Source organism: Vibrio halioticoli NBRC 102217, assembly GCF_000496695.1.
GTDB classification, from domain to species: Bacteria; Pseudomonadota; Gammaproteobacteria; order Enterobacterales; family Vibrionaceae; genus Vibrio; species Vibrio halioticoli.
The window spans coordinates 17,881-42,640 of record NZ_BAUJ01000028.1; the positions used below are offsets into that span (position 1 = coordinate 17,881).

Here is a 24,760-nt window from a genome sequence, read left to right on the forward strand (position 1 = left end):
GTCAGGTCTTGAAATTTGCATGCAAATTTCAAGACCTGACCCCGCACTTTTCTACGATAAGGTAGGTGTGAAGTTCGGGATATTGGTCAAATTCGAGGTGGCGAATAACGCATCCTAATTCTAGGAATAAGTTCAAAAAACCGTTAGTACCAAGGGATGAATAATAGACTTCAGGTCCCATTACACTATTTGTATGGTGGCCTTCTTCGGTTAAACCGCCAAAGGAAAAGATGAACACACCACCTTCATTTAAACTTGCCACGATCTTGCTTATGACATTGCGTTGCTCGGCAAGAGGTATGTGCCAAATGCTGTCCCATGCAGTGATGAAATCGTACTTGTCTTTTAATTCAATCTCACAGATATCAGCATGCGTAAACTCAACGTTTGGATGTCTTTTCCCAGCAACTTTTAGCATTTTAGACGATATATCGATACCCGAAGGCGTAAAGCCTTCCTCTAAAAGCAACTCTATAAAACGTCCTGTACATCCACAGCCAATATCTAATGCTTTTCCTTTATTGCGCGTAAATGAGATAGCTTTTTTATGCTGTTCGATGCCATTTGAGCGATCAAATGTCTCGCTTTCCCATAAGTGCGTAATTTGATCGTAAGCTTTTTCTATTTGGGAAGGTTTCATTAGCCGTATCCTTACTGGCGTAGATGTGGAAGTTGTTTATATGGGACTATTTGTGATGATGCTACTCATACACTACATGGAAACGCTCCAAGACCAATAGCATATCATCCTTAGGCGTAATATTGAGCTCTGCACATTCACCAGAAAAGAACTGCCAATGGGTTTCTCGCCAAGAAGCTAACGAGCGATCTCCTTCTCCTTCGGCAAAGGCAAACTCAGCGGTCACTTCGTTATATCGGCATGTTTCCACTGAGTCTATTTCAACAATACAAATGGGTTGCTGTTGCCAATTAAGCACCACTTGCAGGTGTCCTACACTTGGCATTAGCTCATCATCAGAGTCATACCAAGCAGCCAAACTGCATGTCGCCGTTTTTACGCCAGTACGAATCAGTTCTGCACATACATTGGCATTCTCTTCATCGCCGCAAAAATAATCAGAGCTGAATGAGCTATATTTCTCACGCTCCAACTCCGACAATGAACTCAGATATTGATTTAGATACTGCTGAGATTGTTCATCCATGAAACATTGTCCTAAATATAAAGGGGGTCAGTAAAGGGGGTCAGGTCTTGAAATTTGCACGTTCACCACATCACTACTTTGTATGAGTTTATATGAACGTAAAGACAACTGATTTAGCTCACTTTCTTAAAGTAAGATTTACCTGTATCAGTATCTTTAACCTCATCCGCAAACTTTTTGCAGAATGCATGACCGGCAACATTATCGCTATCAACATTTAAGGTAATAGAAAACGAGTCAATGCTGTTACGTGATAAGCCATTTTTCAACTCAGCTAATGCTTTTTCAAGTACCGCAGTCGCATGGCCTTGTTGACGAAACTTGTGAAAAGTAGCCACTTCCACTTCTAAACTAAGATTATCTACTGCAGATTCTTTTACCGTAGCAACACAAAGCGCTTTTACGCGAGTGCCCGAGGCCATTAGTGCGTAGGTGTAACGAGTTTCCCCTTCAGGTTGATCCAAATAAACTAACATATCTGAATTCAATTCACCTTTTGCAACATCAATGCGGTTCGTGTTTAACGCTTTTTGAAACGCACTAAATGTTAATTCGGCTGTGTTTTGCTCGCTCATTACAATTCCTTAAATACAAGAGAAACTCTATTATGCCACTTAATATATATGGGGTCAGGTCTTGAAATTTGCATAATTAATTCTCTTTAAAATTGAAGAAACATCGCATTGCTATCAGTCTATGCAAATTTCAAGACCTGACCCCGCGTTATCTATCGATACAGGCTAAATTTTTTGGTGAACTCACGAAGCTCTTCAGTGTTGCCAAACAATGAAATACCTAAGTACTCTAAATCAGCTTCTGCTGTGTCGTTTGTGACTTGTTGCTGAATCTCTGAGCCGCCATCAATCATTGTGCTTGTGAAATCGACAAACTTGATTCCTCTAGCAAGCGCTTCTTCTCTTACCTTTCTGATTTTATTGGAATTATCAGCTTTAAGTACAATAAATGGAAAATGCGATAAGTTAGGGTGAATATTGCCGTCTTTATCATGGTAATCAACATAAGCCGTTTCGCTGGCGTCCAGACAATTTGATAATCCGACACTGATGTGACCTAACACATTTAACGTTCGTCCTAAGTCCATTTTTTTATTTAGTACAGCGATAAATCTACGGCTATTTTCTTCTACAAAATCTGACATTGTGTTCCTTTTACCTTTGTTCTGACTACCTTTCTAGGCAGCTTATTTCTTAAAGAGAATATTCTAACTATTTGATAGATATACATTTAACTTAACTTTCTCAGCATCTATAGCAATAAGTTTTGAAACGCTGCAAATTTCAAGACCTGACCCCGCTCTATCGGTGGTTGAAGTGGTGGTGGGCAGAGTCGGAGATGTCGCAACCTAGGTATTGTCTTGAGAGGTTGTTGGCTGCGATTAGGGTTGCGCCGGAGCCGAAAAAGGCATCCGCGACGACTTCGTTTTCTGATGAGCTTTGTTTGATCAGAACTTCTAGTAGTTCGACCGGTTTTTCAGTTGGATAACCTCGCCACACGCGTTTGTGTTGTAACACATCCGGGATGCTTAAATCGTTAAGTTTTCGTTTTCCTTTTTCGAAAAATAGAATAAATTCATAGCGTGCGCGATAGTGATAACCCATGCCAATAGCACATTTGTCCCACACTATTGGCTTCCAAAATTTAAAGCCTAATTGTTCTGCGATGGGTTTAACGATGAACATGGTTTCTTGGTCGCAGAACAAATAGAAATGCGAGTTTTTCTTTAAGACGCGATAGATTTGCGTAAACAATTCTGCAAAACGCGTATTTGGAAAAATACCAAACCACTGATTACTGGACGATTTGCTTTCTTTCAGCCGTGTTGTGGTGCCAATTTTTCGATGTTTTTCCAAAGACTCATAAGGTGGATCTGTGATAAAAAGATCGACGCTGGCATCTGGCAAAGTCTTCAACCACTCTACGGCATCCATTTGATAAATTTGAGACATGAAACCGTCCTAAAAGCTAAAGCGAATACGCTAGCATAATCCTCACTTTTGATGAGGTCTAACAATAAAGGCTCTTTTTTATCAACTCACTAGGATGCTGACTAAAATGCCAAACTGTCTTTTAACAATGTGCTTCTATAAACGCACTTTTATCAAACCTAATGAATCATCTATTTCATCTATCTCATTTTGGGCTTTACTGCTTTCTTGCCACCAGTAGTGGGTGGAAATAGGTTGTGAAAAATCAACAGATTGACCAATAAAAGGAGTCACTAATTCAATACTGGTCTTTTGCGCCTCACCGATAAGATCATTCACAGGCTCGTCCCATTGGTGCATAAATAACTCATAAGTAGACCAATGCACAGGGAAAAGTTTATCGCCTTGCACATCTAAATGGGCCTGCATGGTATGTGAGGCTTGCATGTGCCCCCATGCCTCTACTGGAAAGCGTTTGCCACCTTTTACGTTTGCGGCAACTTCCATAAATGTTAGGTCAAATGGGCCTAACTTGTCGCCAATGGCTTTGAAGTGCGCACCATAAGCGGTATCACCACTGTAAAATACACTGCCTGACTCTGCTTTAATAACCCAAGACGCCCATAACGTTTTATTGCCATCAAATAAGCCTCTTGCCGAGTTATGATTTGCAGGTGTGGCCGTTATCTGTACGCCATTTAATACCTGATCTTCCCACCAATCAAATTCTTGAATACTGTCAGGATTAATCCCCCACTTTTCTAGATAACGTCCCACTCCAAGTGGCACATAAAACATTACGTTTTTGCTTGCGTAATATCTGGCCGTTGACTCTTCCAAATGATCATAGTGATTATGAGAAATCAAAATCACATCCGGCAGTGGCAATGCTTCTTTGCTAACAGGCGCTGCAACATTGCGCTTAAAAAGCCGAGATGAAAAACGTGGGGCTGCGTATTCAAACACGGGATCGATTAAGATCCGCTGCTTGTCCACTTCAATAAACAGCGATGAATGCCCTAACCATGTCACGCGTAATGCTTGGCTTCGGCTTTGCAATTTATTGGTGTCTACGACTTGGTATGGCAAAGCATGTTTAGGTTTATATTGACTGCGGGTGCTGAAAAACTTCCACAATAAACCGAAGAAACTATCGTCTGTTTCCACTGAAGGTATGTTCGATTTTACTCGGCCATTCATAAATTGCGGCGAGTGTTCGATGCGGGTTTGACGTATTTGTTCGCTTTGTATGCGTCGTGCTCGCTTATCATCTAGCGTCAATCGAATGCTTTTAAAAATAGTATTCAATGATGAAATTAATTTTGAATTCATTAAGCTAGCCTCAAAAGTAAACAGTGGTGTATACTTTAAGCATACCCTTGAAAGCAGAAAAGTAAACATTATCGTTTACTTTTCTGCTTTCGCTCTCTCTGAAAGGAGCCGCTGTTATGGCTAAACTTGCTGAAATTAAACAAGAAAATATTATCTGTGCCGCTATCGAAATTTTTTCTGAAAAAGGGTTAGATCAAGCAAGTATGGAAGCGATTGCAAAAAAAGCAGCCGTATCAAAACGTACCCTTTACAAATATTACCCAACCAAAGAAAGCTTATTTTCTGTCATCATTGAGCGACTATTATCAAGCATTACAGTGCTCAGTGATATTGCCTTTGAGCAAAATAAATCACTCACCGAGCAGCTAACCTGCATTGCAGAAAAAGAAGTCGAACTGCTTCGCTCAGCCCCCTTTATCGCCCTAACTCGCATGGTTATGCGCGAATGTATGGGTTCAAAAGCACTGGCGAATGTATTGATGGAGAAGCTTGAATCTCTTGAAAGCGCCTATGGAATGACACAATGGATTGAGCAAGGCATTAACGCTAAGCAATTGAAGGTAGAGCATCCTGCCATTGCTTCAGAGCAGTTTATTGCCAGTTTAAAATCAATCATTTTTTGGCCGCAATTAATGGCACATACTCCGCCACCAGATGTAGCTACGCAGCGCATTGTGATTAACTGTGCCGTGCAGCAGTTTGTGGCGGCCTACCAGATAAAATAATCGGTTTATCTAGTGCCATTGTGCTAGAAAAGGCAGAGAACATGTCGAACTCTCACTGCAAAATCACTATCGACAGAACTCTACCCCATACAATACATCATTGATGCTTATCCAGCTTTGAGCACTTTAAAAACGAGCGCTTTAAAAACGGACGATTAATCCACAAATTCGTCCGTTTTCACTAACTTTGCCAGTAAGTCTGTCAACTGCTTAGATTCTTGCGCGGTGAGACTTTGTTGAAACTGCGCCGAAACGCTATCCACAATTGGCGCACATTCAACGACCGTTTGTTGCCCAAGTGGCGTCAGAGCCAATAGCTTCACTTTTTTGTTTGTTTCACTTTTGCTGGCTACGACTAACTCAAGCTTTATCGCATTATCCACTAAACGCTTTGTCACCGAGCGATGGCGTAACAACAAATCAGATAACTCTTGTTGTGTGAGCATGCCATTGGTGCTCAATACTTTAAGCGCCCCATACATTTCTAACGAGATATGCGATGCACTAGAGAGCTCAACCGCAATTTTTGAACGAAACTGTTTATAAGCAAACCCCATTAAAAACAATGGGTTTGAATCTAATTTATCAATGCCCGTGATTGACAAGGCTGTTTGATTTTCCATATATAATTCCTTGGCTGACGACTAACAATGCCAACACCATCAGCATTAATTCACCTCGAAAATAGGTGTCTTGCAAACCTAAATCCGTCGCTGATACATAAAGTTGTAAGGGTAACATAGTTCCCAGCATAGCTTCAGTATGTAACGCTTTAACCCCTGCTCTACTGCCGCTAATCCATACTGCAATCAACAGTACGAGCAGTGTCAAACCTATGATATAGACAAGGTTATGAACGTGCTCCCCAGCTAATAGCGCCACAAATACCATCGCCAAAGCACATCCACCAACGTGGGCATGCAAACAGGTTTTTACGATCATTTGATAAATGGCTTTTTCGCTTTGGGCTGCGGCAATGATCACCGGCATCATACAAAATGTGGCAGCAATTAAGTTAACCATCATTAAAAATGCTAAACCTAATCCCAACATAACAACATAGATAAGACGCTGCTGATAGGTCACTTTTTTTGCCTGCATAGGCGGTGGTGAACTGGCTTTTGGCGGTGACATAAAGAGCATGACAAAACGCACCACCACTATGGTGGTCACCATGCTAACGGCAATATCACGCACCCAGTGTGTCATAGGTATCGGTGCGTGCTGAGCAAACACAATCACTAAAAACCAGTTCAATAGCGGTATATAAATTTGCCCCAATTTAGCGGGAGTATCAGCCCAGCGTCTTGCACAATCAAACACCCACAAACTGATTCCCCAAACCACAAATGGATGTGAGCCAAACAGTTGATCCACCAATAATGCAACGCATGCTACGAGTAAGATGGGCAAGAATGCTTTTAATATCCCTTGCATAGAATAATCGTTAAGTTTGGTTGCTGCCATGACGGGATATAACGCCAGATAAGCCGCTATATCCAGTTGTAGCCATAATTGCGAAAGCATTCCTAGTGACACAATGGAAACCATCCATATCACTTCAGACCACTTAATATCACCACGTATAATATTACTCATTTCTGCCCCCCGTTCTTACATTCGTTGTCTTACACTAGGTATCGCAGATGAGCTAAAAATCCCATCCAAGTGCTGCCTAGGCAATCCCAAGTTGATGTGTTAGAAACCACCATCACACTCACTTTTGAACCAGAGAACAGTGCCGAACTGTCTAAATCAGAGAGGGAAACTTGAGTACGCACTTTTTGTTGATCGCGAATCCAGTGATCATCATTGACTACGCGCGCTAATCCGTTGTTGTCACTGCTTGCATCATGTATTGCAAGTTCCTTACCTTGAATTTCACCTCTATGAACCTCACCCGGTAGAGCATCAAACACTAAACGTACATCTGTACCTTTGGTTAATTTTGCTAAACCTTTTTCATTAAAGTCGGCATTTACCCACGCGTGATTTCTGTCCACTAAGAACAACACTGGTGTCCCCGCGTTCACATACGTCCCCGAATTTAAATTCAAGTTACTGATCACGCCATCTACTGGCGCTAAGAGTGTGGTCTTTTTAAGATCTAACTTTGCTAATTCAACACGAGCGCGAGCAACGGCCAATGCTCCGTTATCACTGCTTTGTACCAACTCAGCTTTAATTTGCGCCACTTGTGCGCGCGCCGATTCCACCGCTTGTTGATGCACGACTAAACTGGCATGACTATCGTCATACGCTTCTTGGCTAATTAGCTTGCGAGCAATTAATCGATCATTACGCTTTATTTTACGCTGTGCATTGCTCGCCTCTTGCTGACGCTGACGAAGCGCAGCTAATGCACTGTTTAGATGCTGTTTGTTGGCTTGATAGGTTTGTTCAGCCTCTACTAAATTGGCTTGAGCCTGTGTCAACGCGAGTTGGTAACGAGCTGAATCTAAACGAACCAGCAAGTCCCCTTTCTTCACTTTCTGTCCATTCTCAACCGCTAATTCAATCACGGGAGCAGACACTTCTGCCGCAATGCGACTGGTCGGGATATGTAATTGAGCTTGGGTGGTAAATGGAGCAACGTTGTCACTCACCACCAAAAACACAGCAAAAACTGCACTTAAACCAAGCACAAGATACAAGGCCCATTGATACGCTTTATTCATCATAATGTTTCACCTGCAACAATATTTGAGGTAATACTAACCTCATTTTGTTTCATGTGCAACAAAAATTTATTTTATACTGAGAAATAAACTTCTATCGCAGTCACATACCTTGTCAACAAACACGTCTCACGTCATATAAATGCTTTTTCGTCACTTGTATTCTCTAGATCAGCCCCTAGCAATAGTTTATGTTTAAAACATCAACCATTGCGGTATGAATAGCAGTCAATTCTTTATCCCGGAGGCACTATGAATAATGGAACACCACAGGACTATAGCGACGATTTATATCTTGTTTACTTTGAGGTCGCTCACGCGCAAGAGACGTCACAAGACGCAACTCTGGATGTACTGACATCGTTTTTGAATGACAAAAGCGCCGATCAGATAGTGCATCTTGAGCACGGTTATCAAATGGCAATGCCGATGCAAACGATCCCTGATGTTGTAAGGCATCTCACTGAGAAGAATATCGCGGTGTATCAGGTTAGGCGTGGTAAGAGGGTTGAGTGAGTTTGGTTAGTAAAGTTCATTAAGCGTAATGCTTTAAATGTGCGCGGATTAATATGTGCAGGTATAAACGATTAAACATCATCTATACCTGCAAATTTCAAGACCTGACCCCGCACGTTCTTAGAATCATGGACGCCAGAAGATGGATAGTTCCATGTGGATGTTACGCTAGATGATGGCGCAATATTCGATGTTGAAGTTAGTGAAAAAGGTTCGGTTAGAAATTCAAGCACACCTTACCCAGTTAATGAGTACCATGTAGAAATCCCTAAGTCGTCCATCTCAAGTAAAGAACGAATTGAGTTAGGTAATGGAAATTACGATGTTAAGTCCAAGCTTAAGTGATCAAAGGGGAATGTCATTGAGCATTTTCGGTACAGTGGTTTGTTTATGGGAATAAATTGCAATACACACTGCTCAATTAAGCATAAGGAAAGAGCGATCACAACCTTGTGATTCTCGGTCTAACAAACAACTTTGGTATCAACAACTGCTTTAGCCCAATAAAAAAATCCAAGTCATACTGAGTTCCACCCACAATTACCTCAGAAACGATATTATCCCTCGAACTAACTCGCCTATCGCAGCATGCCCTTGAGGAGTAAACGTCCAAGCAAACACAGCTATATTTACGATTACCGTGATCCATAAAATCGTTTTAAATGGCTGTTTCTTCGATTTGTGGTTAAATTCGGTCTGTGCGCATAAAGCGCCAGGCCAACCGCCGAACAACGCTAGCAGATGAAGTGTGTTTTCAGACGTTCGCCATCGACCTTCTTTTGCTGCGCTTTTATCTATCGCATACATAAAATAAGTCACCAGAGACATAAATGCATAAGCAAGGATAATCCACTTTTCCCCGTTAAATAGCATTGTCGCGATAATTACTGCAAAAAGATAAATAGTGCTAAACAGCATGCTCGTTGACATAGGTGAGCCTCCAACACGAGCCACATTATGAGCATTGAAACGACCTCGGTTATCTTCGAGGACTTCAAATGTAACTTCATCCCCTATTTTCGGTCGTCGATTCCTATTTTTCAGTGCAGAAATATGCACAAAAACCTTCTGCTCGCTGTATGGCATTTCGATAAAACCATATCCTTTTGCATCAAACCACTCGACTATTTGGCCTTTTATCATTTCCCTATACCCGTATTTCCATCATTACATCAATCAACAAAGAACGAAAAAACGCCACTCATGATGTATAAAATAAGTAGCGTAATTTAACTCAATTTAGCAAAAATAATTAGTATTTTTGCGAGTTCACACCCAGTTCTTGTTGGATGCTGCGAGACAGTTTTAGTACCCAGTTGTTGTAGTTTCTATGGATAGTGCCGTTTTTGTAATTCAGGTTTTGGCTACTTACATAATGGATACTGTATTCACTATCATCATATTCAATCTTGACTCTAGCCGTGTGAGAACGCACTGAGATATCGGCCATAATCACGCCAGGTTCAATTACCCTAGGCGTCCAGCCGCGGCGCTCTGCTGCGCGAAATATTGCATCACGAACAGATTCACTCGAAACATGTTCACCGGTTTGTGACGTCGGTACATAAGCTTGTTCAATATTTAAAACTGGTTTGGAGACACAACCTGCCATAAAAAAGCTAAGTGCAATAACAAGGAATATGTTTTTCACAGTAATGTCCTTTAAATTCATTGTATAAAATTTCTTTTACATGCCCTACATCATCCCCCTCAAACACATTTTGATGTCGTGCGGATGATGAGATGATTTGATGCATATAATTTTTACGATAGCGTGGATTACTTAAAGTAACCGCCATTTTTTAAAATAGCAGTCGCTTAAATATAGGTGCAAATTTCAAGACCTGACCCCGCACCTTGACCCCGCACCTAATCGTCAGCGCCGCATTTTTGACATGGCTCGTAGGTTCTCTCGCCTTCACTAATCACGGCGAAATCGGTTACGCATTTTTCGCACAATGCCATCTTTGGGTAGGCGAGTTTTTGCTTTTTAGAAGAAGTGTCACCTTCCACAATGTAGTATTTTCTCATGTTCTATCTTATTGAATTTTAGATAATAGGAGGGATTATAGCGAAATAATACAGGTGATTGTGCTACTAATCTGCCTTAAACACTGTTGATTTACTCATTTTGCTCATGACGATTAGTGATAGACTGAATCCATCATCATGACTCAACGGAAATACCATGCGGAAACATCATGAAAGACTGTAACCAATGCGGGAAATGTTGCATCAAATATGGCAATGGTGATTTAGCGGCCACACAACAAGAGATAGACCTGTGGGAGTTATTTAACCCGGATATCTTTGAGTATGTGAAAGATGGCAAAATCTGGTTTGATCCGCAAACAAGAGAGCAACTAGAGCGTTGCCCATTTTTAGAATTGGTACCAAAAATCAGGGCTGGAGAAAAAGACAAATATACGTGCAGCATTTACCTCGACCGGCCCGAAGATTGTCGCCACTACCCTAGCCTTATCGATGAAATGGTGAGAGATGAATGTGAAATGATTGAAGCTGTCGATTTGAATAACCCAAACAAAGCGCAGAGGCAGCTAGACAAATTAATGAGTTCGAGCCGACCATCAAGCTATTCCTAACGCTGATATTTGCAACGTTCAAACCTTACTAAGACAGGCTCAAACGTGCGCTTATACGATCTCTTTTACTCGCCCCACATCACCACTTTCTAGGCGAACCTTAATGCCGTGCGGATGGTTAGGTGACTTAGTCAGAATATCTTTCACTACGCCTGAAGTCAGTGTTCCAGTGCGTTGATCTTTTTTCAGGACAATGTTTACTTCAAGCCCTTTGCGTATGTTGGATCGTTGAGTGCCGCTCATGTTCGCGCCCTTATCACTACAGTAAGAATCATAAAAAAGTGCCAGCCAGTTAACTTGAATACAACGGGCTGACACGCATCAATTTTGATTAAGAATTTCTTAACCAAATATCGTCAGAGCCGCCTTGCGCTTTTTTCTTACGCTTTTTCTTGCCAGTACCTGCTGGTGCTGCTTTTGGTTTGTTGGCTTCAATCATTTCTTGAGTTACAGTTTCGTCAACCTCAAAGCCTGCCACTTGTTCGCGCTCAAGACGAATTTTGTTTTTCTTTTCAATAACTTTGAAATGATGCAGATCTTCATAATCGATCAGCGATAAAGCTAAGCCCACTTCACCGGCACGACCACTTCGTCCAATGCGGTGCATGTAATCGGATGGACTTCTTGGCAGGTCGAAGTTGATAACCACTGGCAGTTTTTCAATATCTAGACCACGGGCTGCAATATCGGTTGCAATAAGCACTTCAATCTCACCTGACTTAAATGCGTCAAGGATACGAGTACGATAACCTTGGCCTTTGTCACCGTGGAATACGTCGGCTTCAATGCCGCGTTTATACAGTTTGTCCGCTAAGTGTTCACAGCTATTTTTCGCATTCACAAACACTAATGCTTGTCGCCATTGATGCTTTTTGATCAAGTGCGCCAGTACCGCCGTCTTCTCACCTTTGTTGACGTTGAATACGCGCTGTACCACGGTGCTCTCGTCATCGCTTTGCAGTTGAACTTCAACTGGATCATTGAGCAGTTCTTGAGTAAGCGCCTGCACTTGTTCTGGGAAAGTGGCTGAGAACAACAGCGTTTGTTTTTGCTTAGGCAGTTTCGCTAATAGGTCGGACAGTTCTTCTGTAAAGCCTAAGCTCAACATACGGTCTGCTTCATCCAATACTAACGTCTTCACTCTGTCCAGTTTAATGGCGTTACTAGAGATCAGATCAAGCAAACGACCTGGCGTTGCCACCAAGATATCTGTGCCACCGCGCAGTGTTTGCATTTGTGCATTGGTTGATACACCACCGAACACAGCAACAGTTTTGATCTCACCGTTAAAGTGAACCGCATAAGACTTAACGTTATCGGCCACCTGTTTTGCCAACTCTCGTGTTGGCACCAAGATCAAACCCGAGACATAGTTGCCCTTGCTTGGGCTCGATTTCACCAAATCATGCTTAGTGAACAACTCTTGCAGTATAGGCAGTGCAAATGCGGCGGTTTTACCTGAACCAGTATTAGCGCCAGCAATGACGTCACGACCCGCTAGTACGCTAGGGATGATTTGCGCTTGAATAGGTGTAGGTTGTTGATACTCCAGCTCTTCTAGGCGAGCTAAAAGAGGTTTAATTAACGCAAGATCAGCAAAGCTGTTAGGGGTTGTGGCATTGGTCATAGATAATTTGGCTCAGACTTAAATAATGGGGTGCATTCTAGCGTATTTTGCAGAAGATAGATAAAAAAAAGGGAACCATTAGGCTCCCTATTTCATTCGGTCAGTTATTCACACTCAGCATGAGTGATAAAACTAGTCACGCAATACTGCGCCAAACTTCTCTGAAACTGCGCTCACTGTTGCTTCAACAGCGCCAGCAATGTCTGCTTCTTCCAAAGTACGCTCAACAGATTGCAGAGTTAGAGCAATCGCCAAACTCTTCTTACCGTCTTCAACGCCTTTACCTTGGTAAACGTCGAACAGTTTCGCATCTGTCATTAACTCGCCACCGTTAGCAAGACAGGCAGCTACTACGTCGCCAGAAGCCACAGCTTCGTCAACAACTAGCGCGATGTCGCGGCGGTTTGCAGGGAACTTAGATACGGCTACCGCTTCAGGAAGCACGCGAGTTGCAATTGCATCCCACTCTAGTTCAAATACAACAGTGCGGCCGTTAAGACCAAACTTACGCTCAAGTTCTGGGTGAACAGTACCGATAACGCCTACTTCTTTACCGTCTAGGATAATAGCCGCAGCTTGACCTGGGTGAAGTGCTGGGTGCTTAGTTGCCGCAAAGCTGTACGCTTTTTCGTTGCAAGTCAGCTCAAGTACCGCTTCTAAATCGCCTTTAAGATCAAAGAAATCAACAGTGTTGGTTTCGATGTCCCAATGCTCTTCACTGCGAGAACCTGCAAGAACGCCGGCTAGCATGAATTCTTGACGCATGCCGTTTTCAGCATTGGCATCAGGAATAAAGCGTAGGCCAGATTCGAACAAACGAACGCGTGGCTGTTGACGTTTTTGGTTGTGAACAACCGTGTTTAGCAAACCTTGGATCAACTGTACACGCATTGCTGACATGTCAGCAGAGATTGGGAACGGCAGCACTAAAGGCTCAATGCTTGGTGCAATCAGTTTTTGTTGCTCAGGCTCAACAAAGCTGTACGTTACCGCTTCGTGATAGCCACGGTCCACCAGCAGATCACGAACACGTTTTAGTGGCTGATTCGCCTCTTTGTGATCGTTCATTGTCAGTGCCGCTAAAGGCGCTTGATTTGGAATGTTGTTGTAGCCAAAAATACGACCAACTTCTTCAACCAAGTCTTCTTCGATAGCGATATCAAAACGCCATGTTGGAGCAACTGCATCCCAACCTGATTCAGTTGTCGTTACTGTACAACCTAGGCGCTCTAGAATTTCAACAACGTCTGCATCAGAGATAGCGTGACCTAGTAGGCTGTCTAGCTTAGTGCGACGTAGAGAAACGGTGTTGGCTTTTGGCAAGTCTTGCGCTGATTCAACGCCAGCGATTGGAGCAACGTCACCGCCACAGATCTCAACCAAAAGCTGAGTAGCGCGTTCCATTGCTTTGTGTTGCAGTTCAAAATCCACACCACGCTCAAAGCGCATTGAAGAATCAGTATGCAAACCGTAAGCACGTGCACGGCCGCGAATCGCATCCGGTGCAAAGAAGGCACTTTCAAGAAGTACGTCAGTCGTTTCGCCAGTTACGCCAGAGCCTTCACCACCGAAGATACCTGCGATAGCAAGAGCTTGTTTGTGATCGGCAATGATCAGCGTATCTGCATTTAATTTTGCTTCGTTGCCATCAAGAAGAGTCAGTTTCTCGTCTTGCTCAGCCATACGAACCACAATGCCACCTTCAATCTTGCTCAGATCGAACGCGTGCATTGGTTGGCCTTGCTCTAGCATCACGTAGTTAGTGATATCAACAATTGGGTCGATAGCGCGAACGCCACAACGACGCAGTGCTTCTTGCATCCAAATTGGAGAAGCTGCTTTCACGTTGACGTTTTTGATCACACGGCCAAGGTAACGAGGACATGCGTGCGCCGCTTTCACTTCGATAGCAACTGTGTCTTGAATGCTTTCAGAAGCCGCTGTGAATTCTGGCTCTTTTACCGCTTCACGGTTAAGTACGCCCACTTCACGAGCAAGACCACGAATGCTAAAGCAATCAGCGCGGTTTGCTGTAAGATCCACATCAACCGTTACGTCGTTAAGATCTAGGAATTCACGGAAATCCGTACCCACAACAGCAGTTTCTGGTAATTCCATGATGCCGTCAGATTCCACATCAATGCCTAGCTCTGTGAAAGAACACAGCATGCCGTGTGAAGGTTGACCACGTAGTTTTGCTTTTTTGATTTTGAAATCGCCCGGTAGAACAGCACCAACGGTTGCCACAGCAACAATTAGGCCTTCGCGACAGTTTGGCGCGCCACATACGATATCAAGAAGTTCTTCTGCGCCAACATCTACTTTTGTTACGCGCAATTTGTCAGCATCTGGGTGCTGACCACATTCCACTACTTTACCTACTTTAACGCCGGTAAATTCGCCCGCTACAGGAAGAACGTCGTCAACCTCTAAGCCAGCCATTGTAATTTGGTGTGTTAGTTCGTCAGTAGTAACCGCAGGGCTAACCCACTGACGAAGCCATGATTCACTGAATTTCATCTATTTGTGTCCCTGGATTACTTGAACTGTTTAAGGAAACGAAGGTCGTTTTCGAAGAACGCACGCAAGTCCGTTACGCCGTAACGAAGCATGGTTAAGCGCTCAACGCCCATACCAAATGCGAAGCCTTGGTACTGTTCAGGATCAATGCCTACAGAACGAAGTACGTTAGGGTGAACCATGCCACAACCTAATACTTCTAACCATTTGCCGTCTTTACGTTTTACATCCACTTCAGCAGAAGGTTCTGTGAACGGAAAGTAAGATGGACGGAAACGCACTTCTACTTCTTCTTCAAAGAATGCCACTAGGAAGTCAGAGATGATGCCTTTCAACTGCGCAAAGTTTACGTTCTCATCAACCAATAGACCTTCAATCTGGTGGAACATTGGCGTGTGAGTTTGGTCGTAATCGTTACGGTATACACGGCCTGGTGCAATGAAACGAAACGGTGGTTTGCCGTTTTCCATAGTACGGATTTGAACACCAGAAGTGTGCGTACGTAGCATCAGATCAGGGTTGAAGAAGAACGTATCGTGATCGGTACGAGCTGGGTGATCTTGCGCAATGTTCAGTGCATCGAAGTTATGGAATGCATCTTCGATTTCTGGACCTGATTCTGTTGCAAAACCAAGTTCACCAAAGAACTGTTCCATACGCTCGATAGTACGCGTTACTGGGTGTAGACCACCATTTTCAATGCGACGACCTGGTAGGGTCACATCGATGGTTTCAGCAGCCAGTTTAGCTTCCAACTCTGCTTTTTGCAGGCCGTCTTTACGAGCCGCAATCGCTTGTTGAACCGCACCTTTCGCTTTGTTGATCTCTTGACCCGCGCTACGGCGTTCTTCTGGCGGTAATTTACCTAGGCTTTGAAGTTGAAGCGTTAGCTCACCTTTTTTACCTAGGAATTGAACACGCACTTCATCCAGTGCAACTAACGATTGCGCTTCTTCGATAGCAGCAGTCGCGTTAGCAATAATCTCTTGTAGATGTTGCATTATTTCCTCGTCTGCCTAATGGCAGTATCCATCGGGATTTAGGGTATTTTGAATAGTTACACATAGTAATAAAAGGCAGGCATAAAGCCAAACGTAAATAGACGGAAATTCAAGATTTCTTAATTCTTCGGCAAGAACAGCGCAATATAAGCACTCACTCCCCTGTTTGTGACGCACTTTTAGTCATGAGTGGTTAAACTTTACTCAGGTTGGATTTTGTATCTTACTCCCGCAATCGTTATCAGAACAAGCGCTAAGCGAAGTATAAAGATACAAACAAACCAGCAGCAAACGCCGAAGTTCAATGATTTATATCTCAATGATATCAATGTGCTATACCCTAATACTCTAAAAGATGCATATAATCACAATTGACGTATTGGATACTTAGTCATTGTCAAAATCACCGCTAGCAGGGAGAGACACCTAGTGAAATCACCATTACCCACGATTATCAGCAGCGCCATACTCGGTTTTTCTTCACTAACGGCAAGTTTTGCGGTGGTTGCCGAGCCGCAATCTGCCTCTTATCGTCTTGAAACTGTGGCCACGGGTTTGCAAATCCCTTGGTCGATTGAATTTGTTAGTGCGAATACGGCATTAATTAGTGAACGTAATGGCGCCATTGTCGAGCTCGACATTACCAATAAAGCGATTAAGCCTTTATATACACCCAGTAATGTTTATGCCAAAGGCCAAGGCGGCCTGCTCGACCTTGCGATTAATCCGTTAGACAAGACTCAGGTCTACCTCACCTACAGCCAAAATACTCAGCAAGGCGCACGAGTAGCACTTGCAACTATGACTTATCAAAATGGCGCTATTACGGGCTTTAACGATATTGTGCTGACTCAATCAGATTCTGATAGCGGACGTCATTTTGGCAGTCGAATAGCCTTTGATGCAGACAATAAACTGTACTTTAGTATTGGCGATCGCGGCGTAAGAGATAACGGACAAGATTTGTCTACGCATGCGGGCAGCATCCTTAGAGTCAACAGTGACGGCTCAGTCCCTGCCGATAATCCATTTATAAAAAACCCACAAGCACTACCTGAGATATGGAGTTATGGGCACCGCAACCCGCAAGGCATCACCTTCGCGCAAGACACCAATACCTTATGGGCTATAGAGCACGGCCCGCGTGGCGGTGATGAGATTAATCACATTCAAAAAGGCCATAATTATGGCTGGGCAGAAACCTCACACGGCAAAGAATATTGGGGACCGATTAGCGTTGGTGATTCAGAATATAAAGAAGGCGTCACTGCGCCAGCACTGGTTTACACCCCTTCTATCGCGCCTTCATCGTTAATTCTTTATCAAGGTAAACGCTACCCTGAGCTTAAAGGGAAATTACTGGCGGGTGCATTAAAGCTCACTCATATCAACGTTATCAAGATAGACGGCAACAAACTGATTGAAGAGAAGCGCTTGTTTGAAGACTTAGGCGAAAGAATTCGTGATATACAGGTCTCACCTGATGACTATCTGTACGTTACAACTGACAGCGGAAAAGTCATAAGGCTCCTGCCTTAGTTTTATATTTTTAAACTAGTAACCCCAAAACTTCTAGAAAATTTGCCTTTTTGCATATTACGCTGATGCCTGCTTAGTACTCCCCTGCATTAATACAAATTTTCTAGTTTTCCCTACTCCAAATCATGCCTTGGCTGTACAAAATACAGAAAACGTAGCGCAAAACAGCGCTGATCTTCAAAACCTACGTGAAGACTTTGAACAAATGGCGAAGAACGTAGAGGGGGCATATGCAGAGTCAGCTGCTTTTGCAGGTCTAGTGAACCCGTATGGTGTAGGCAAGTTTTCAGTTACAGCTGCTGTTGGATATCATGGTGATGCACAAGCTGTTGCCGTTGGTGTAGGTGAACGATTCACAGAAAACTTTACAGCAAAACTCGGTGGTGCTTACGACACGGCAACAGAGTCAATGAGCGCCTATGCAGGTGTTGGCTACGAGTTCTAAGCTCAAGGCGTAATTGATTGAACATTTATCAAAAAAGGAACCTATACGGGCAAGCCATTGCGCTTTACTGTTGCCTTAACCTAGTAAACGCACTCCAACGCCTTAATGTATAGTCATATCAGACTCATTAAGGCGTGGCTTTCTCGGACAGAAATTTGTTCTATGTCCCATTCTTCGGAAAAGATTTCTAACTTGTTATTCGACAAAAGTGAGTTGATGACGCCCTATTAAGGTGTGAACAACGCAATATCAAAGTTACCGCATGCCACCTTAAACACAAAACGCAACGCATAGCAAACGAGCCAAGCGTTGCGAATTACTCTTAAACAGGTTGTTATGTAACTTCTTCCAAGTTGAACGATACTTGGTATTTCACTAACTTTACATGGCTTAAACCTTTAGCACCAAACACTACCCTTTTGTCGAAATCTGATGCGACCAGAATACCCCTTATATTTGGTGTATTTGGTGATTCAGAAAGACAACCAATATAGCCTAACAACTGCCCTAATGCTGAATCCTTTGCTTTACCTGCTTTAAGCTCAATAACAACCAATTGGTCGGTTTTATCTTTAGCAAGTATATCTATACGTCCTGCATCAACTACATATTCAATTCCATCCTCTACGATCGATAGACCGTCCTCGATATCTGAAATATTTCGAGCTAGATAAGTGTGAAGATCTTTTTCTAAGGACAAACTGGCATCTATTGACTCTTGAACATCGTTATCTTCATCCGCAGCATCGACAGAGGTAAACCCCGGAATTTCAATCTCCCCACGCTTAATTTTCGATTTATACCAAGCATAGTGCGTTTTCTGCCACTTACTTGTAGGAAAGTTTTCCAAAACTAGAGCTGTTAATTTCTCGAAAGAAGGAAAAGTGCCTTCTGTCGTGCAGACATCAATCACTAGTTCCTTTATTGTTGAATACTCCATAGTTTTCTCCCTTATTACATAACACCTAGCTCAGCGGGCAATTAGAGCGCAGCATAAATTGATCCGCTGCAGCTATTTATTAGGGTGTTTAATCAACATTTATACCAGCCCCTGAGTAAAGACTTTTAATTGTACATATTGTCAAATCGATTAGTTCTTGAAGAGTTTGAATTGCTGGTTTTGTTGGATCTATGTCACTAATAATGATTTCAACTGGTACGTCAAGCTCCTGCTCAATTATATTTGACGGAGGTATTTTTGCTTTTCTCCTTTGCGTCCATGTCATAGGCTGTACCCTCCACACTACATCTCGATAGCAGTTACCTGCACCACAATCAGTTAGCCCAGAAGGGAAATCAGGAACCAATCTCTGAATCATTGTGCTATTAATTTTTGTAAAGTTTCCAGTTGGGACTAATAGCTTATGTTTGTCCATTACATCCAAGTCATGGATAGCGCAAAGAAACAAATTTCCACCATCTCTGTATGGTTTAAGGCTTGCGAGTGCATTTGCGAAATCTTGAGAGACTCTTGATGGTAAGCCAGGTAAAATGGAGTCTCTAAGTGCAGTTTCTGTCGAAGTAATGGGAAACTGAATGTTTTTTCTTTCTCTGTCCGACTTTGCGTGCTTCTCGGTACAACTCCAATATGCGTGATCAATGGCTGCTCTTAAGTTATGAAGAACATCACCAATTACAATAGCAGCTTCATTAGCAACGTCCTCGTTTCTCTTTGCGAATGTTGCTCTTTCACCAGTTTTGTAATTCGTTTCTAAATAATAACCAAATGGCTTGTTTCTCCTAAACATCTGACTAAGTTCAGCAAGATGTTTTTCTGCGCGTTTTACTTTTAAGTATGCACTATCCATATTTGCACTCTAACGAATGACATGAATTCCCCCTACCGAGAATCTGCCACACTTATGTGGTACTTAAATTCATCGGAGGCACCATAGATCAATTTTTGTCTTTTCTTTGGAATAAATACCACGTGGTATTTACAATCCCATCTTGTATGAGACAGACTCTTATAGTCTCGCATAGGTTGTTTCCTCTTTACTTTTGGTCGAGCAAAGAAGTTACATATACCGTTGTCACGGTCAAACCTATGCGAGTCACTCCAGCATAGCTGGGGGTTTATCAATGTTTAATTACTATTGTACCCAAACTGTCGTGATTTTAATGTTTGCTTCCACCATGATTCGCGTTCGATGATCAAGCTGCTATCTGTAGTAGATTTGAATATTTCTAAGACCGAATACTCAAAGTTGTTCTGGATATAGTCAAATGTCAGCTGTCGTAGCTCAACGTTACCGCCATGACCATTACGTGCATATGACTTCCACCGCCCCAGTAACATTTGTTCACCACTAGCCGAACCTACATACATCTTGCCACTTTGTTTATCAGTTATTAAGTAAATTGCCTTTTGATTCTCAAGTGCTGTCTTCCAACTGTCCTTTTGAAGTACCGAATGCATTTCACCCCATGATAATCTTACATTGTCGTACCCTGGGAATTTATCATTACTAAAATCATCGGATAAGATTTCATGTACAGAAATATCATCAATAACTGAAACAGCTCTTCTAACCATATTTTGAGATGAATTTTGAAATTTAACTACTAGGCGACCGCAGTACTTCTCATATTTAGGGATAGACTCGTATTCGTACCCGACACCATTAAAGACATTCAAATCTTTAGTCACTTTTCCAACGTGGAATAACAAAAATTTGTCGTCTTCGATTTTCAGGAAGCCAACGGTGATTTGCCCCTCTTTATACGAACGATTGTGACTGTAGTTGTGATAGTGTCCGTTTAATAATGTTGAAAAATCTCGCATTCGATATATTTCTGACGGATTCCAGTTATCAGAAAACATTAGGTTGAACCTAATCTTCACATTATCTAAATTATCAAAATTTAGAATGTCATTTAATAAAATCATGCTTACCTTACTTATTGTTGTCGCTGGCACATAACAGCTTATTAATTAGCAGCAGGATAACCTCTTGCTTTCCTGTAAGTTTCGTCATTAAAATATCACCTGTAAGTGATTGTTGTAAATGCATTTTTTAATAAAAACACGAGTTGAACATAACAATTTAGCGGATACAAAAGATGCATAAGTTTTTACGAGATCTGCATAGCAATTTTATATATTACAAACGATTGATAATAATGTGTTCATGTCTAAAAGTTAGTATTATCGATGCGCCAATCAAACGATTTATGCATCTTTTTCATAGTTATTATCTTAACTGTATATAAACACAGTGAATTAGCAAGGTAATAGTTATGGGGCAATTAACAATGTCGACGGGGTCAGGTCTTTCTTTTTGCATAATATTTTACCCTAGCAATGAGAGGGGCAGAAATGAGTTTACTAACATCCCCTATCTGTAACTAAAAAGTACAAACTTGAAAACCTAAATCGCATTAAAAAAGGAACTCTTGTAGAGTTCCTTTTGGTATGAGCACCATCAAACGCAATGCCTTGCTATACGACTCCTTGTTTATTCCACTTCTAGCGGAAGTGCCTCATTCGAACCCCACTCAGCCCAAGACCCATCGTATAAAATAGTGTTGGATAGACCAATTTCATGCGCGGCTAAAATAAGAATACAGGCGGTAATTCCTGAACCACAGGAAAACACTAAGCGCTCAGAATTCTCACTACCAATCTCAGAGAACAGCTGTAATAACGCCGGTTTTGATTTAAATCCATTACCCTCCATCAAAGAGGCAAATGGGAGATTTACTGAATTAGGGATTCGCCCTGCTCTAACGCCGGGTCTTGGCTCAGCAACTTCTGCATTGAACCGTGCACTACCTCTGGCATCCACCAGCAATTGTTTAGGATTATTCAGTTCGGCTAATACCCCTTGATAATCGGTCACCTTATTTGACTCGTAGTTCGAAACAAAATCACCGCGGCCAGCTATCTGTGCATAAGCGTGACTGGTTGGGTATCCTTTTTCTATCCAAGCCGGTAGTCCACCATCTAAGACCTTTACGTTGTCAAAACCCATCACCTTGAACGTCCACCATGCTCTGGGGGCGCTGTAGATCCCTTGATTGTCGAACACTACGATCTTACTTCGCTTGTTAATGCCTAACTTTTGCGCATTTTTAGTGAATTGTTGCGCTGTCGGAAGTGCATGCAGTTGGCTAGATTCGTTGTTACAAAAGTCGTTTTCTATATCGAAAGGCAATGCGCCGGGAATGGTGACAAACTCTGAGTACTCAATGGGCTCTTTACCCACGATGTTAAGCATAAAGGCATCAAGCAGTACCAAATCTTTGTCACCCAAATGCTTATTTAACCAAGTACAATCTACCAACACATTTCTCATTTTATATCCCTAAAGTATTGCGGCCTAACAATTCAGTATTTATCAAACTGACTCTTGTGACAAGCACAAAGCTCTGTATCATCGCCACATTAAGCATGATATTAGTTCTAATTTTTCTGCTAGACTTGATAAAAATTCATACCAATTAGTCTTTTTATCCATTTCTCTATGCTGATGAATAACGGTAACTTGTGATTAAAAGCTAAAGATAAGGAAACCATTATGTCGTTAAAAATAGTCAGCATAACTCCAGAATTTGACCCTACTGTCAAAGAAGTCATCAAAAAAGTGGGGAAAGAGTTTGGCGCCGTGGGTGAAGGTTATGGACCGTCAGATCCTGAAGTCGAAAATATGAGTCGCTATTATACGTTAGACAACAAGAGTCGTTACTTTGTCGCACTGAAAGACGGTGTGGTTGTGGGTGGCTGCGGAGTCGCCCCCTTTGTAGAAGGCTCTTCAACTTGTGAACTAAAAAAGCTTTTTTTATTGGAGGGGGCAAGAGGTTTAGGCTTGGGTAAAGCGCTGTCTAACCACTGTTTAGACTTTGCTAAACAACAAGGTTTCACTCAATGCTATTTAGACACACTTTCAAATATGACATCAGCCGTGCGTTTGTATGAAGGGCTCGGTTTTGAGCATTTAACCAAACCACTAGAGGGTACGCTCCATAACATGTGTGATGTTTGGATGTTAAAAACCTTGTAGAGCGCACTAGTGAGAAATCGTTCAAGGATGAAGGATGCACAACTATAAATTATTGATAGCCCTAGACTCACTATTGAAAACCCGCAACCTGACGCTGTCAGCTCAAGAGTTGAACGTTAGCCAGTCAGCAATGAGTAAAACATTATTGCAAATTCGAGATGCCTTCGGCGATCCCATTTTGATCCGTGAAGGCAATCAATTTTCATTGAGTCAACGTGCTATTCATTTGCAAAAAGAGCTGCCTGAACTTTTACAAAGGTTAAACAGACTTTACTCTCCTGATGAAGTTGTGCCGAAAGAGATCTCCCGTCGCTTTACCCTCGCCTTCAATGCCTTTATTGCCCCCAAAATGCTGCCTGTTATTTGTCAGCAACTGGAACAAGAATCCCCATTATCAAGTTTAACCACTCAGCTATGGCAAAATGAAGATCTCAGCGAACTTCATAAAGGAAGCATTGATCTGGTCGCAACCATGGCAGAAGAGATCCCTGAGAATCTATACGGTAAGCGTCTTGGTGGAGATAAGTATGTGGTGCTAATGTCAGCGTCACATCCACTGGCCACTATGTCGATGACGACCAAACGCTATATGGATGCTAAACACATTTTGGTTAATGGTGTGGTAGATAAGCAAAGAGAAGTGGATCGACTTATTGCAGATGCAGAGCAACAAAGAAGTATATTCGCCACAGCCCCCTCTTTTGAGTCTGCTGTGGAAGCCTTGCTTCTCACTCATACCTTAATGACGGTTCCCCTACATATTGCCGCGCGTTTTTCTAATAAAGAACTGGTGGTTAAGCCCATTCCGTTTGATACCGACGAACATCACTATTATCTACTTTGGCATGCTCGTTACAACAACGATCCTGAGCACCAGTGGTTTAGAGAGCTTTGTCTACCGCTGATAAAGGACGAACTGTGCAAATCTATTGAGCTTGGAAAACAGGCTTTCAGCTAGGAATTTCAGGCAAGAAAAAAGGAGACCCTGAGGTCTCCTTTAGATAAAGCTATATGTTCTAAAAAATTATAGAGCAGCTTTTGCTTTTTCAACTAGAACTGCGAATGCAGCTTTGTCGAATACCGCGATATCCGCAAGGATCTTACGGTCGATCTCGATAGATGCTTTCTTAAGACCGTTGATGAAACGGCTGTAAGATAGACCATTCTGGCGAGATGCAGCATTGATACGAGCGATCCATAGCTGACGGAACACGCGCTTTTTAGCACGACGGTCACGGTAAGCGTATTGACCAGCTTTAGTAACTGCTTGGAAAGCTACGCGGAATACACGTGAACGTGCTCCGTAGTAACCTTTAGCTTGTTTTAGAACTTTCTTATGACGTGCACGAGCTTGTACACCACGTTTTACGCGAGGCATTATGTCTCTCCTAAACTAAACGAATTAAAAACTAAAAAGAATTAAGCGTATGGCATCATACGCATAACACCAGCCACTTCACATTTTGGAAGGATAGCGTTAGGACGTAGTTGACGCTTGTTCTTAGTAGTACGCTTAGTCAAGATGTGACGTTTACCAGCGTGCTTAAATTTGATACCACCAGCTGTTTTCTTGAAACGCTTAGAAGCACCTTTGTTGGTTTTCATCTTAGGCATGATGAATAACTCCGCATTGTTGAGTTGTTAATAACATAGTAATTA

30 protein-coding genes and 1 pseudogene are annotated in these 24,760 nt (G+C 42.4%); 8 read left to right on the forward strand and 23 right to left on the reverse strand.

What is annotated here, in order from left to right; genetic code table 11:
* Nucleotides 1–28: 28 nt before the first annotated feature.
* The 6 genes from VHA01S_RS09665 to VHA01S_RS09690 all read right to left on the reverse strand — a co-directional run bounded on the left by VHA01S_RS09665 (nt 29) and on the right by VHA01S_RS09690 (nt 4,444).
* Nucleotides 29–640 (reverse strand): class I SAM-dependent DNA methyltransferase, encoded by a 612-nt coding sequence (locus tag VHA01S_RS09665; RefSeq protein WP_023404178.1) that lies wholly within the window; start codon nt 638–640, stop codon nt 29–31.
* A 61-nt stretch (nt 641–701) separates the two neighbouring features.
* Complete coding sequence (locus tag VHA01S_RS09670; protein WP_023404179.1) at nt 702–1,166, reverse strand: ASCH domain-containing protein; 465 nt, start codon at nt 1,164–1,166, stop codon at nt 702–704.
* 113 nt (nt 1,167–1,279) lie between these two features.
* On the reverse strand, nt 1,280–1,741 hold the full coding sequence (locus VHA01S_RS09675; protein ID WP_023404180.1) for an N-acetyltransferase: 462 nt from the start codon (nt 1,739–1,741) through the stop codon (nt 1,280–1,282).
* A gap of 152 nt (nt 1,742–1,893) precedes the next feature.
* Nucleotides 1,894–2,325: a DUF2000 domain-containing protein gene (locus VHA01S_RS09680; RefSeq protein ID WP_023404181.1), complete on the reverse strand. Its 432-nt coding sequence runs from the start codon at nt 2,323–2,325 to the stop codon at nt 1,894–1,896.
* A gap of 157 nt (nt 2,326–2,482) precedes the next feature.
* Nucleotides 2,483–3,133 carry a DNA-methyltransferase gene (locus VHA01S_RS09685; RefSeq protein ID WP_023404182.1) on the reverse strand — a complete coding sequence of 217 codons (651 nt, stop codon included), beginning with the start codon at nt 3,131–3,133 and terminating at the stop codon, nt 2,483–2,485.
* Between the two features lie 135 nt (nt 3,134–3,268).
* Nucleotides 3,269–4,444: an MBL fold metallo-hydrolase gene (locus tag VHA01S_RS09690; protein WP_023404183.1), complete on the reverse strand. Its 1,176-nt coding sequence runs from the start codon at nt 4,442–4,444 to the stop codon at nt 3,269–3,271.
* Nucleotides 4,445–4,560: 116 nt separating this feature from the next.
* On the opposite strand from VHA01S_RS09690, the gene VHA01S_RS09695 reads away from it, so the two are divergent.
* On the forward strand, nt 4,561–5,169 hold the full coding sequence (locus VHA01S_RS09695) for a TetR/AcrR family transcriptional regulator (protein ID WP_023404184.1): 609 nt from the start codon (nt 4,561–4,563) through the stop codon (nt 5,167–5,169).
* A 155-nt stretch (nt 5,170–5,324) separates the two neighbouring features.
* Here the strand turns inward: VHA01S_RS09695 and VHA01S_RS09700 are convergent, their stop codons facing one another.
* From VHA01S_RS09700 to VHA01S_RS09710, 3 genes are read right to left on the reverse strand one after another with little or no spacing between them, the layout of a single operon-like run.
* Entirely contained in the window at nt 5,325–5,792 is a 468-nt protein-coding gene (locus VHA01S_RS09700; protein ID WP_023404185.1) for a MarR family winged helix-turn-helix transcriptional regulator, read from the reverse strand.
* Nucleotides 5,755–6,768 carry a DUF2955 domain-containing protein gene (locus VHA01S_RS09705; protein ID WP_023404186.1) on the reverse strand — a complete coding sequence of 338 codons (1,014 nt, stop codon included), beginning with the start codon at nt 6,766–6,768 and terminating at the stop codon, nt 5,755–5,757. Before VHA01S_RS09705 ends, VHA01S_RS09700 begins: the two co-directional genes overlap by 38 nt.
* Before the next feature lie 29 nt (nt 6,769–6,797).
* Complete coding sequence (locus VHA01S_RS09710; protein WP_023404187.1) at nt 6,798–7,850, reverse strand: HlyD family secretion protein; 1,053 nt, start codon at nt 7,848–7,850, stop codon at nt 6,798–6,800.
* Nucleotides 7,851–8,099: 249 nt separating this feature from the next.
* Here VHA01S_RS09710 and VHA01S_RS09715 point away from each other — a divergent pair, with 249 nt between their 5' ends.
* Complete coding sequence (locus VHA01S_RS09715; protein WP_023404188.1) at nt 8,100–8,363, forward strand: hypothetical protein; 264 nt, start codon at nt 8,100–8,102, stop codon at nt 8,361–8,363.
* Between the two features lie 156 nt (nt 8,364–8,519).
* Nucleotides 8,520–8,708, forward strand: a complete 189-nt coding sequence (locus VHA01S_RS09720) for a hypothetical protein (RefSeq protein ID WP_023404189.1) — start codon at nt 8,520–8,522, stop codon at nt 8,706–8,708.
* Between the two features lie 195 nt (nt 8,709–8,903).
* On the opposite strand, the gene VHA01S_RS09725 is transcribed toward VHA01S_RS09720, so the two are convergent.
* From VHA01S_RS09725 to VHA01S_RS18480, 3 genes are all read right to left on the reverse strand, one after another.
* Entirely contained in the window at nt 8,904–9,506 is a 603-nt protein-coding gene (locus VHA01S_RS09725; protein ID WP_023404190.1) for a DUF1294 domain-containing protein, read from the reverse strand.
* Between the two features lie 109 nt (nt 9,507–9,615).
* Entirely contained in the window at nt 9,616–10,014 is a 399-nt protein-coding gene (locus VHA01S_RS09730; protein ID WP_023404191.1) for a putative periplasmic lipoprotein, read from the reverse strand.
* A 218-nt stretch (nt 10,015–10,232) separates the two neighbouring features.
* Nucleotides 10,233–10,394 (reverse strand): hypothetical protein, encoded by a 162-nt coding sequence (locus VHA01S_RS18480; protein ID WP_023404193.1) that lies wholly within the window; start codon nt 10,392–10,394, stop codon nt 10,233–10,235.
* 170 nt (nt 10,395–10,564) lie between these two features.
* Between VHA01S_RS18480 and VHA01S_RS09740 the strand changes: the two genes are divergently transcribed.
* Nucleotides 10,565–10,966 (forward strand): YkgJ family cysteine cluster protein, encoded by a 402-nt coding sequence (locus tag VHA01S_RS09740; protein ID WP_023404194.1) that lies wholly within the window; start codon nt 10,565–10,567, stop codon nt 10,964–10,966.
* A gap of 51 nt (nt 10,967–11,017) precedes the next feature.
* Here the strand turns inward: VHA01S_RS09740 and VHA01S_RS09745 are convergent, their stop codons facing one another.
* From VHA01S_RS09745 to pheS, 4 genes are all read right to left on the reverse strand, one after another.
* Nucleotides 11,018–11,209 (reverse strand): YwbE family protein, encoded by a 192-nt coding sequence (locus VHA01S_RS09745; protein WP_021713190.1) that lies wholly within the window; start codon nt 11,207–11,209, stop codon nt 11,018–11,020.
* 88 nt (nt 11,210–11,297) lie between these two features.
* On the reverse strand, nt 11,298–12,593 hold the full coding sequence (locus tag VHA01S_RS09750; protein WP_023404195.1) for a DEAD/DEAH box helicase: 1,296 nt from the start codon (nt 12,591–12,593) through the stop codon (nt 11,298–11,300).
* 132 nt (nt 12,594–12,725) lie between these two features.
* Complete coding sequence (pheT, locus tag VHA01S_RS09755; RefSeq protein ID WP_023404196.1) at nt 12,726–15,113, reverse strand: phenylalanine--tRNA ligase subunit beta; 2,388 nt, start codon at nt 15,111–15,113, stop codon at nt 12,726–12,728.
* Between the two features lie 17 nt (nt 15,114–15,130).
* Nucleotides 15,131–16,114: a phenylalanine--tRNA ligase subunit alpha gene (gene pheS, locus VHA01S_RS09760; protein WP_021713187.1), complete on the reverse strand. Its 984-nt coding sequence runs from the start codon at nt 16,112–16,114 to the stop codon at nt 15,131–15,133.
* Nucleotides 16,115–16,579: 465 nt separating this feature from the next.
* Here pheS and VHA01S_RS09765 point away from each other — a divergent pair, with 465 nt between their 5' ends.
* Nucleotides 16,580–17,653, forward strand: a complete 1,074-nt coding sequence (locus VHA01S_RS09765) for a PQQ-dependent sugar dehydrogenase (protein WP_052029607.1) — start codon at nt 16,580–16,582, stop codon at nt 17,651–17,653.
* Between the two features lie 130 nt (nt 17,654–17,783).
* Nucleotides 17,784–18,098 (forward strand): YadA C-terminal domain-containing protein, encoded by a 315-nt coding sequence (locus VHA01S_RS09770; RefSeq protein WP_023404198.1) that lies wholly within the window; start codon nt 17,784–17,786, stop codon nt 18,096–18,098.
* 334 nt (nt 18,099–18,432) lie between these two features.
* Here VHA01S_RS09770 and VHA01S_RS09775 read toward each other — a convergent pair whose 3' ends face one another.
* The 5 genes and pseudogenes from VHA01S_RS09775 to VHA01S_RS09790 all read right to left on the reverse strand — a co-directional run bounded on the left by VHA01S_RS09775 (nt 18,433) and on the right by VHA01S_RS09790 (nt 22,396).
* Nucleotides 18,433–19,038: an endonuclease NucS domain-containing protein gene (locus tag VHA01S_RS09775; protein ID WP_023404199.1), complete on the reverse strand. Its 606-nt coding sequence runs from the start codon at nt 19,036–19,038 to the stop codon at nt 18,433–18,435.
* A gap of 88 nt (nt 19,039–19,126) precedes the next feature.
* A complete protein-coding gene (locus VHA01S_RS09780; protein ID WP_023404200.1) occupies nt 19,127–19,906 on the reverse strand; it encodes a hypothetical protein in 780 nt (259 codons plus the stop codon).
* An 80-nt stretch (nt 19,907–19,986) separates the two neighbouring features.
* Nucleotides 19,987–20,079 (reverse strand): annotated as a pseudogene (locus VHA01S_RS18100) (IS200/IS605 family transposase); the annotation flags it as partial.
* 105 nt (nt 20,080–20,184) lie between these two features.
* Entirely contained in the window at nt 20,185–20,988 is an 804-nt protein-coding gene (locus tag VHA01S_RS09785) for a GIY-YIG nuclease family protein (protein ID WP_023404201.1), read from the reverse strand.
* A 568-nt stretch (nt 20,989–21,556) separates the two neighbouring features.
* Nucleotides 21,557–22,396 (reverse strand): sulfurtransferase, encoded by an 840-nt coding sequence (locus tag VHA01S_RS09790; RefSeq protein ID WP_023404202.1) that lies wholly within the window; start codon nt 22,394–22,396, stop codon nt 21,557–21,559.
* A gap of 222 nt (nt 22,397–22,618) precedes the next feature.
* Here VHA01S_RS09790 and VHA01S_RS09795 point away from each other — a divergent pair, with 222 nt between their 5' ends.
* Both VHA01S_RS09795 and VHA01S_RS09800 read left to right on the forward strand, forming a co-directional pair.
* Nucleotides 22,619–23,101 carry a GNAT family N-acetyltransferase gene (locus tag VHA01S_RS09795; RefSeq protein ID WP_023404203.1) on the forward strand — a complete coding sequence of 161 codons (483 nt, stop codon included), beginning with the start codon at nt 22,619–22,621 and terminating at the stop codon, nt 23,099–23,101.
* A gap of 34 nt (nt 23,102–23,135) precedes the next feature.
* Nucleotides 23,136–24,059: a LysR family transcriptional regulator gene (locus tag VHA01S_RS09800; protein ID WP_023404204.1), complete on the forward strand. Its 924-nt coding sequence runs from the start codon at nt 23,136–23,138 to the stop codon at nt 24,057–24,059.
* Between the two features lie 66 nt (nt 24,060–24,125).
* Here the strand turns inward: VHA01S_RS09800 and rplT are convergent, their stop codons facing one another.
* Complete coding sequence (gene rplT, locus VHA01S_RS09805) at nt 24,126–24,479, reverse strand: 50S ribosomal protein L20 (protein WP_021713177.1); 354 nt, start codon at nt 24,477–24,479, stop codon at nt 24,126–24,128.
* A gap of 41 nt (nt 24,480–24,520) precedes the next feature.
* Nucleotides 24,521–24,715 (reverse strand): 50S ribosomal protein L35, encoded by a 195-nt coding sequence (gene rpmI / locus VHA01S_RS09810; RefSeq protein WP_021713176.1) that lies wholly within the window; start codon nt 24,713–24,715, stop codon nt 24,521–24,523.
* Nucleotides 24,716–24,760 lie beyond the last annotated feature (45 nt).

Bases quoted from the DNA above. Each gene is read 5' to 3' on its own strand.
- VHA01S_RS09665 (WP_023404178.1), bottom strand. From the start codon at position 640: ATGAAACCTTCCCAAATAGAAAAAGCTTACGATCAAATTACGCACTTA.
- VHA01S_RS09670 (WP_023404179.1), bottom strand. From the start codon at position 1,166: ATGGATGAACAATCTCAGCAGTATCTAAATCAATATCTGAGTTCATTG.
- VHA01S_RS09675 (WP_023404180.1), bottom strand. From the start codon at position 1,741: ATGAGCGAGCAAAACACAGCCGAATTAACATTTAGTGCGTTTCAAAAA.
- VHA01S_RS09680 (WP_023404181.1), bottom strand. From the start codon at position 2,325: ATGTCAGATTTTGTAGAAGAAAATAGCCGTAGATTTATCGCTGTACTA.
- VHA01S_RS09685 (WP_023404182.1), bottom strand. From the start codon at position 3,133: ATGTCTCAAATTTATCAAATGGATGCCGTAGAGTGGTTGAAGACTTTG.
- VHA01S_RS09690 (WP_023404183.1), bottom strand. From the start codon at position 4,444: ATGAATTCAAAATTAATTTCATCATTGAATACTATTTTTAAAAGCATT.
- VHA01S_RS09695 (WP_023404184.1), top strand. From the start codon at position 4,561: ATGGCTAAACTTGCTGAAATTAAACAAGAAAATATTATCTGTGCCGCT.
- VHA01S_RS09700 (WP_023404185.1), bottom strand. From the start codon at position 5,792: ATGGAAAATCAAACAGCCTTGTCAATCACGGGCATTGATAAATTAGAT.
- VHA01S_RS09705 (WP_023404186.1), bottom strand. From the start codon at position 6,768: ATGAGTAATATTATACGTGGTGATATTAAGTGGTCTGAAGTGATATGG.
- VHA01S_RS09710 (WP_023404187.1), bottom strand. From the start codon at position 7,850: ATGATGAATAAAGCGTATCAATGGGCCTTGTATCTTGTGCTTGGTTTA.
- VHA01S_RS09715 (WP_023404188.1), top strand. From the start codon at position 8,100: ATGAATAATGGAACACCACAGGACTATAGCGACGATTTATATCTTGTT.
- VHA01S_RS09725 (WP_023404190.1), bottom strand. From the start codon at position 9,506: ATGATAAAAGGCCAAATAGTCGAGTGGTTTGATGCAAAAGGATATGGT.
- VHA01S_RS18480 (WP_023404193.1), bottom strand. From the start codon at position 10,394: ATGAGAAAATACTACATTGTGGAAGGTGACACTTCTTCTAAAAAGCAA.
- VHA01S_RS09740 (WP_023404194.1), top strand. From the start codon at position 10,565: ATGAAAGACTGTAACCAATGCGGGAAATGTTGCATCAAATATGGCAAT.
- VHA01S_RS09745 (WP_021713190.1), bottom strand. From the start codon at position 11,209: ATGAGCGGCACTCAACGATCCAACATACGCAAAGGGCTTGAAGTAAAC.
- VHA01S_RS09750 (WP_023404195.1), bottom strand. From the start codon at position 12,593: ATGACCAATGCCACAACCCCTAACAGCTTTGCTGATCTTGCGTTAATT.
- pheT (WP_023404196.1), bottom strand. From the start codon at position 15,113: ATGAAATTCAGTGAATCATGGCTTCGTCAGTGGGTTAGCCCTGCGGTT.
- pheS (WP_021713187.1), bottom strand. From the start codon at position 16,114: ATGCAACATCTACAAGAGATTATTGCTAACGCGACTGCTGCTATCGAA.
- VHA01S_RS09775 (WP_023404199.1), bottom strand. From the start codon at position 19,038: ATGGAGTATTCAACAATAAAGGAACTAGTGATTGATGTCTGCACGACA.
- VHA01S_RS09780 (WP_023404200.1), bottom strand. From the start codon at position 19,906: ATGGATAGTGCATACTTAAAAGTAAAACGCGCAGAAAAACATCTTGCT.
- VHA01S_RS09785 (WP_023404201.1), bottom strand. From the start codon at position 20,988: ATGATTTTATTAAATGACATTCTAAATTTTGATAATTTAGATAATGTG.
- VHA01S_RS09790 (WP_023404202.1), bottom strand. From the start codon at position 22,396: ATGAGAAATGTGTTGGTAGATTGTACTTGGTTAAATAAGCATTTGGGT.
- VHA01S_RS09795 (WP_023404203.1), top strand. From the start codon at position 22,619: ATGTCGTTAAAAATAGTCAGCATAACTCCAGAATTTGACCCTACTGTC.
- VHA01S_RS09800 (WP_023404204.1), top strand. From the start codon at position 23,136: ATGCACAACTATAAATTATTGATAGCCCTAGACTCACTATTGAAAACC.
- rplT (WP_021713177.1), bottom strand. From the start codon at position 24,479: ATGCCTCGCGTAAAACGTGGTGTACAAGCTCGTGCACGTCATAAGAAA.
- rpmI (WP_021713176.1), bottom strand. From the start codon at position 24,715: ATGCCTAAGATGAAAACCAACAAAGGTGCTTCTAAGCGTTTCAAGAAA.